We start from the raw sequence: 5626 nt of genomic DNA, 5'->3' as shown, positions 1-5626 counted from the left end.
TCGGCGGTGCCGGTGAAGTCATTCTCGACAGCGGCGTGCGGCGTGGCGCCGACATCCTGAAGGCACTGGCGCTGGGCGCGCGCGCCTGCATGATCGGCAAGGCCGCCCTGTACGGCCTGGCGGCCGGCGGCGAAGCCGGCGTGGCGCGGGTCCTGGCCATCCTGCGCCAGGAACTGGACGTCGCCATGGCCCTGACCGGCACGCACCGGGCAGACGCCGTGCAGCGGGACACCCTGCGGGATTGATGGCCCGGCCACTCGCATCACCTACGGAGCGTGGTAGCTTAGCGACGCACTGAATGAACGACCGGTCCGCCACGGCGGACACCCCGGAGACAGGGGCCACAGAGCCCCGCGCGGAGGAGGAGCGACATGAATGCACCCACGGGCAGACCGAAGTGCGGTCACACCCAGGCATTCGGCCTGGACACCGGCCCGGTGAGCACCGACACGGTGGTGTCGGCCGACTTCTTCGCGCGCGAACGGGCGGCGATCTTTCGCCACCAGTGGTTCGCCCTGCTCAAGCGGGAGGAAGAAATCCCCAACCCGGGCGACTTCTTCGTGCGTGACATCGAGGTGCTGGGCACCTCGGTCATCGTCGCGCGCGGACCCGACGGCGCGCTGCGGGCGTTCCACAATGTCTGCCCGCATCGCGGCAACCGGCTGGTACGCGCCGCCGATGGCTGTGTGAAGGGTTGGCAGTGCGATTTTCACGGCTGGACCTTCGCCACCGACGGCAGCCTGCAGTTCGTGCCGGACGAAGGGCAGTTCTTCGACTTCGACCGCGCGCGGCACAGCCTGCCGGCGGTGCACCTGGACACCTGGGCCGGCTTCCTGTTCGTCAACTTCGACGACACGCCGCGCCAGACGCTCGAACAGGCCATGGGCGACTTCAACCAGGACCTGAAGCCGTTTCCGTTCGACCAGATGGTCTGCGCCGGCCGCTGGCGCTACCACGTGAAGGCCAACTGGAAGGTCACCATGAACGCCTTCCAGGAGGGCTACCACGTCGCCTTCGTGCACAAGCGCTCGGCACCGGACGCCTTCACCGGCTCCGACAATCCGTACTGCAACATCAGCCACATGAAGCTGCAGCCGAACGGCAACCAGCACCTGTCGGTCCCCGGCAACCCGGCGCACGACCTGTCGCCGACCGAACAGATCGCGTTCAAGTTCGGTTCCACGTTCACGCAGGGCACCGGCGGTCGCGGCGCCTACCCCGGCACCCAACAGGGCAAGAGCGACGACTGGGGTTTCGAGCTGAACATCGTGTTCCCGTTCTCGCGCATCAACGTCGGCGCCGGCTGGTACTACCTGGACGCCTTCTGGCCGGTGGGGCCACAGGAAACCGTCTACGAGCTGGCCTACTACTTCCCGCGTCCGCGCACGGCGGCCGAAATGATCAGTCAGGAGTTCAGCAAGATCGTGCTGCGCGACCTGTCACGCGAGGACCTCTACACCAACGAGGTCACGCAGCGCTCGCTCAACTCGGGCGCCATCCGCAGCATCGTGCTGTCCGACCAGGAGGCGGCCGTGCGACACCTGTACCGCACCGTCGAGCGCCGGGTCGCCGAGGCGGAGGCGCGTGCATGAAGTTCGGCATCTACAACGAGATCCAGGCCTCCCCCGGCGCCGACCACAAGCAGCGCTATGACGACTCCCTGCGGGCGGTGGAGCTCGGCGACCGCCTGGGCTACGACGTGTTCATGACGCTCGAACACCACTTCTTCCCGACGTTCTCCATCTCCGTCAACCCACTGGCCTTCTTCGCCGCCGCCGCCCAGCGCACGCGCACCATCCGCTTTCGCGCCATGTGCCACACCCTGCCGGTGCACAACCCGCTGATCCTGGCCGGCGAGATCGCGCAGTGCGACCACCTCACCGACGGCCGGCTGGAAGTCGGCGTCGGCCGCGGCCACGGCTGGCTGTACGACTGCGCCAGCGTGCCGATGACCGAGAGCATCGGGCGCTACGAGGAGTCGCTGGAAATCCTGCAGCGGGCCTGGCGCGAGGAACGCCTCAGCTTCGAGGGCGAGCACTACAAGGTGCAGGACGTCCAGGTGGTGCCCAAGCCCCTGCAGCCACACCTGAAGATCTTCCAGACCGGCACCAGCGCACGCGTGTTCACCGACGCCGGCCGCCGCGGCGGCGGTGTGGTGGTCGGCGCCGCGCCGCCGCCGCTGTTCACCGAAGCGGTCGGCGCCTACATGGCCGCCTGCCGTGACGCCGGCCAGAAGCCGCAGGTGGGCCTGGTGATGCCGGTGTTCCTGGCCGACGACGCCGACACCGCCCTGCGCGAGGCACGCGAGCCGATGATGCGCAGCTACGCCAACCTGGTGGTGCCTCAGCAGTCGATCAACGACGAGGCGGTCAAGGACCGCCTGCGCGCCGGTGGGTTCCATTTCTACGCCGGCGGCTTCCTGAACCAGATGAAGGACTACACCTTCGAGTCGGTGTTGCACAACGACATCGCCTTCGCCGGCACGCCGGCACAGTTCGTCGACTGGCTCGGACGGTTTCGCCAGCGCTATTACGACTTCCAGGAACTGTCGGTGATGGCCGATTTCGGCGGCCAGCCGGCCTGGCAGGTGGAACGCACGCTGCAGCTGTTCGCCCGCGACGTGATGCCGGCGCTGCGCTGAGCCGGGCCTTTCCAAGGAGCATCCCGATGAACGACACCGCCTGGCCGGCTGAATTCCAGGACCTGCAGCGCTTCGCGCCGTGGGCGCTGGCCACCGAGGACGCCCGCATGCGCAAGCGTCTGGCGTCCGGCATGACCGAACTGACCGACCTCTACACCACCGTGCTGCCACGCATGGAAGCGCTGGCCGAACACCTGGCGCAGTACCCGCTGGAATCGCTGCCGGCCGCGCAGAAGCCCTTGCTGTACCTGGGCCTCATGTTCATGGAAGCGGCGGTGTGCGTGGAGCTGTTCAAGGACCCCGATGTGCCCGAGAGCCTCGGCGCCGAGCACATCGAAGTGCTGTCGGAAACGCTGGAGCGGCGTTTGCTGGCGGTCTGACAGCAAAAAAACACGCGGGGGGAGGAAAGCGCTTGTCGATGCGATCACGACACCAGTGGGCGGGCATGGTCGCGACCGTCGCCATGCTGGCGGGCTGCGGCGGGGAAGACGGGCGAACCCCGCAGCCCCATGACACGGCCGCGGCGGCCATTCCCGCCGCACAGACGGCGCCGCCAGCCGCAGCGGAAGCCACCGCGAGCGCCGCACCAGCCGACACGGCGGTGGCGGCTCCCGACCCGCCGCCGGCAAGCCCGGTGGTGCAGTACGCCCAGGCCGGCCTGCCGCGCAGCCTGATCGACGCCGGCTGCTATGCCTGCCACGACGTCAACGGCGCCCGTATCGGCCCGCCGCTGCGGGCCGTGGCCGGCCTGTATCGCACCGACCCGCAGGCAATCGACAAGCTGGCGCACAAGATCATCCACGGCGGCGGCGGCGTGTGGGGCCCGACCCCGATGATCGCCCATCCGCAGCTCGACGAAGCCCAGGCGCGTGCCATGGCCGAGGCCATCCTCACGCTCAACTGACCCATTCGCGACTGTCCGCCGGCGCGCCCGCGGTGCCGGCCGGCTGCCGCGCATTCATTGCCAGGAGGTTCCATGTCTGCCGTGCGCGCCGGCCGTTACGACGCCGCCACTGTCGAGGCGTTCTTCAACCCCAAGGTGGTCGCCGTCATCGGCGCCTCGCCGGACACGCTGTGGTCGCGCCAGCTGCTGGATGGCCTGCGCGGCCACGGTTTCCAGGGGCGCGCGTACGTGGTCAACCCGTCGCGCTCCTCGGTACTCGGCTACCCGTCCTTCAAGTCGGTGGTGGATCTGCCGGAGAAGCCGGACATCGCCGCCGTGCTGCTGGGCGCCAAGCACGTGCCGGGCATGCTCGAACAGGTGGCCGCCACCGGCTGCAAGGCCGCCTACGTGCTGGCCGCCGGCTTCGAGAAGCCGGACCAGATGGCGGCACTGCGGGCACATGCCCAGAAACTCGGCATGATCCTCATCGGCCCCAACTGCAACGGCTACATCAACGCCGGTGCCGGCCTGCATCTGTGGACCGGCCCCATCAACCGCCCCTACCGGCACGGCACGGTGGCGCTGCTGGGCCAGTCGAGCGGCGTGCTGGGGGCACTGTGCTGCCTGACCTGGGACCGCGGGCTCGGCATCAGTTTCCAGATCTCGACCGGCAATCAGGTCAACTTCGCCCTCACCGATGCGCTGCACTTCCTGGCCACCAATGCCGACACGCGGGTGGTGGTGACCTATGTCGAACAGTTCGGCGACTACCCGCATTTCGTCGAGGCGGTACAGAAGTGCCGCGCCAACAACACGCCGGTGATCGTGGTCGCCGTCGGCCGCTCCGAGGCCGGCCGCGGCGCCGCACTCGGCCACACCGGCGCCATCACCACCACCGGCGCCGTCACGCGGGCCGCCATCGAGGCCGCCGGCGCCATCCCGGCGGACACGCTGGACGAGGCGCTGGACCGCGCCTCGGTGTTTGCCGTGACCCCGCCGCGCGCCTGGCGCCCGGTGCGCACGGTGGGCCTGGTCAGCATCTCCGGCGGCTGGTCGGCACTGATGGGCGACTACTTCGCCGACGAGGGCATCGAAACCCCGCCGCTGCCGGACAGCGTCACCAGGCTGCTGCCGGACTGGGTCGAGAACGTCACCTTCAACAACCCGTTCGACATCACGGCGCAGATCTACGGTTTCGGCGAGGTGTACTACCAGATGGCCGACGAGATGATCAAACACGACGGCTTCGACGCCGTGTCGATCATGTTCGGCAACTGGGACGGCGGCGAGCGCTTCTACGCCCCGGTGGCCACCTGGCAGGGCCGCATCAAGAAACCGATCCTCGCCGGCTGCATCGAAACCAGCGCGCTCAAGGACAGCTACCGCGAGTGGCTGGACAGCGACCCCATGCCCAATGTGCAGGGCGGTCAGGCACTGGCACGGGGCCTGGCGGCCATGCGCGACTACTTCGACCGGCCAGGCTACCTGCCGCAGGGCTGGTGCGCCGACAAGCCAAAGCGGTGGAAGGGCCCGGCGGTGGCGACCTTCCCCGACCTGGTCAAGCCACTGTCGGCCCACGGCCTGCACTGCGCCGGGCACGCGGTGTTGCTCGACCACACCGGCAAGGCCGGCAAGGGCAAGCCCACCTACCCCGCGGTGCTGAAACTCGAATCGCCCGGCCTGCCGCACAAGACCGAACACGGCGCGGTCAAGGTCGGCATCGCCGACGACACGGCCTGCGCGGCGGCAGTCAAGGCACTGGCCGCCATCGCCAAGAAGCACAAGCTGGCCACCTGGTCGGTCATCGCCCAGCCCATGCTGGACCTCACCGACAGCCTGGAACTGCTGGCCGGCGTCGTGCACGACCACGTGGCGGGTCCGGTGCTGACGCTGGGCGCCGGCGGCGTGCTGGCCGAGCTGTTCGACAAGCACGCCCACGCGCTGTGCCCCATCACCCCGGCGCAGGCCGAGGCCATGATCGAGCGCATCGGCGTGCGCAAGATCCTGAACGGCTACCGCGGCAAGCCGGCGCTGGACACGCCGTCCCTGATCGACACCCTGGTGGGTCTGTCGCGCTTTGCCTACGACCACCGCGACGCGCT

6 protein-coding genes are annotated in these 5626 nt (G+C 69.0%); all 6 read left to right on the top strand.

What is annotated here, in order from left to right; all coding sequences use genetic code 11:
* Positions 1-245, top strand: a 245-nt coding sequence (locus ABYX71_RS10015) for an alpha-hydroxy-acid oxidizing protein (RefSeq protein WP_372696357.1), incomplete at its 5' end; no start/stop codon positions are given.
* Between the two features lie 126 nt (positions 246-371).
* Entirely contained in the window at positions 372-1592 is a 1221-nt protein-coding gene (locus ABYX71_RS10010) for an aromatic ring-hydroxylating dioxygenase subunit alpha (protein ID WP_372696356.1), read from the top strand.
* On the top strand, positions 1589-2641 hold the full coding sequence (locus ABYX71_RS10005; RefSeq protein ID WP_372696355.1) for an LLM class flavin-dependent oxidoreductase: 1053 nt from the start codon (positions 1589-1591) through the stop codon (positions 2639-2641). Before ABYX71_RS10010 ends, ABYX71_RS10005 begins: the two co-directional genes overlap by 4 nt.
* 26 nt (positions 2642-2667) lie before the next feature.
* Positions 2668-3021, top strand: a complete 354-nt coding sequence (locus ABYX71_RS10000; RefSeq protein WP_372696354.1) for a hypothetical protein — start codon at positions 2668-2670, stop codon at positions 3019-3021.
* 38 nt (positions 3022-3059) lie between these two features.
* Entirely contained in the window at positions 3060-3545 is a 486-nt protein-coding gene (locus ABYX71_RS09995) for a c-type cytochrome (RefSeq protein ID WP_372696353.1), read from the top strand.
* Between the two features lie 72 nt (positions 3546-3617).
* A partial coding sequence (locus ABYX71_RS09990) for an acetate--CoA ligase family protein (protein ID WP_372696352.1) occupies positions 3618-5626 on the top strand: 2009 nt, incomplete at its 3' end.

This window comes from Immundisolibacter sp., assembly GCF_041625615.1.
Lineage (GTDB): Bacteria > Pseudomonadota > Gammaproteobacteria > Immundisolibacterales > Immundisolibacteraceae > Immundisolibacter.
The sequence above is the reverse complement of the archived record's forward strand: the minus strand, read 5'-3'. Positions and strand labels throughout refer to the sequence as shown.

Coding starts and splice junctions, on each gene's coding strand:
- ABYX71_RS10000 (WP_372696354.1), top strand. CDS start 2,668: ATGAACGACACCGCCTGGCCGGCTGAATTCCAGGACCTGCAGCGCTTC.
- ABYX71_RS10010 (WP_372696356.1), top strand. CDS start 372: ATGAATGCACCCACGGGCAGACCGAAGTGCGGTCACACCCAGGCATTC.
- ABYX71_RS10005 (WP_372696355.1), top strand. CDS start 1,589: ATGAAGTTCGGCATCTACAACGAGATCCAGGCCTCCCCCGGCGCCGAC.
- ABYX71_RS09995 (WP_372696353.1), top strand. CDS start 3,060: ATGCGATCACGACACCAGTGGGCGGGCATGGTCGCGACCGTCGCCATG.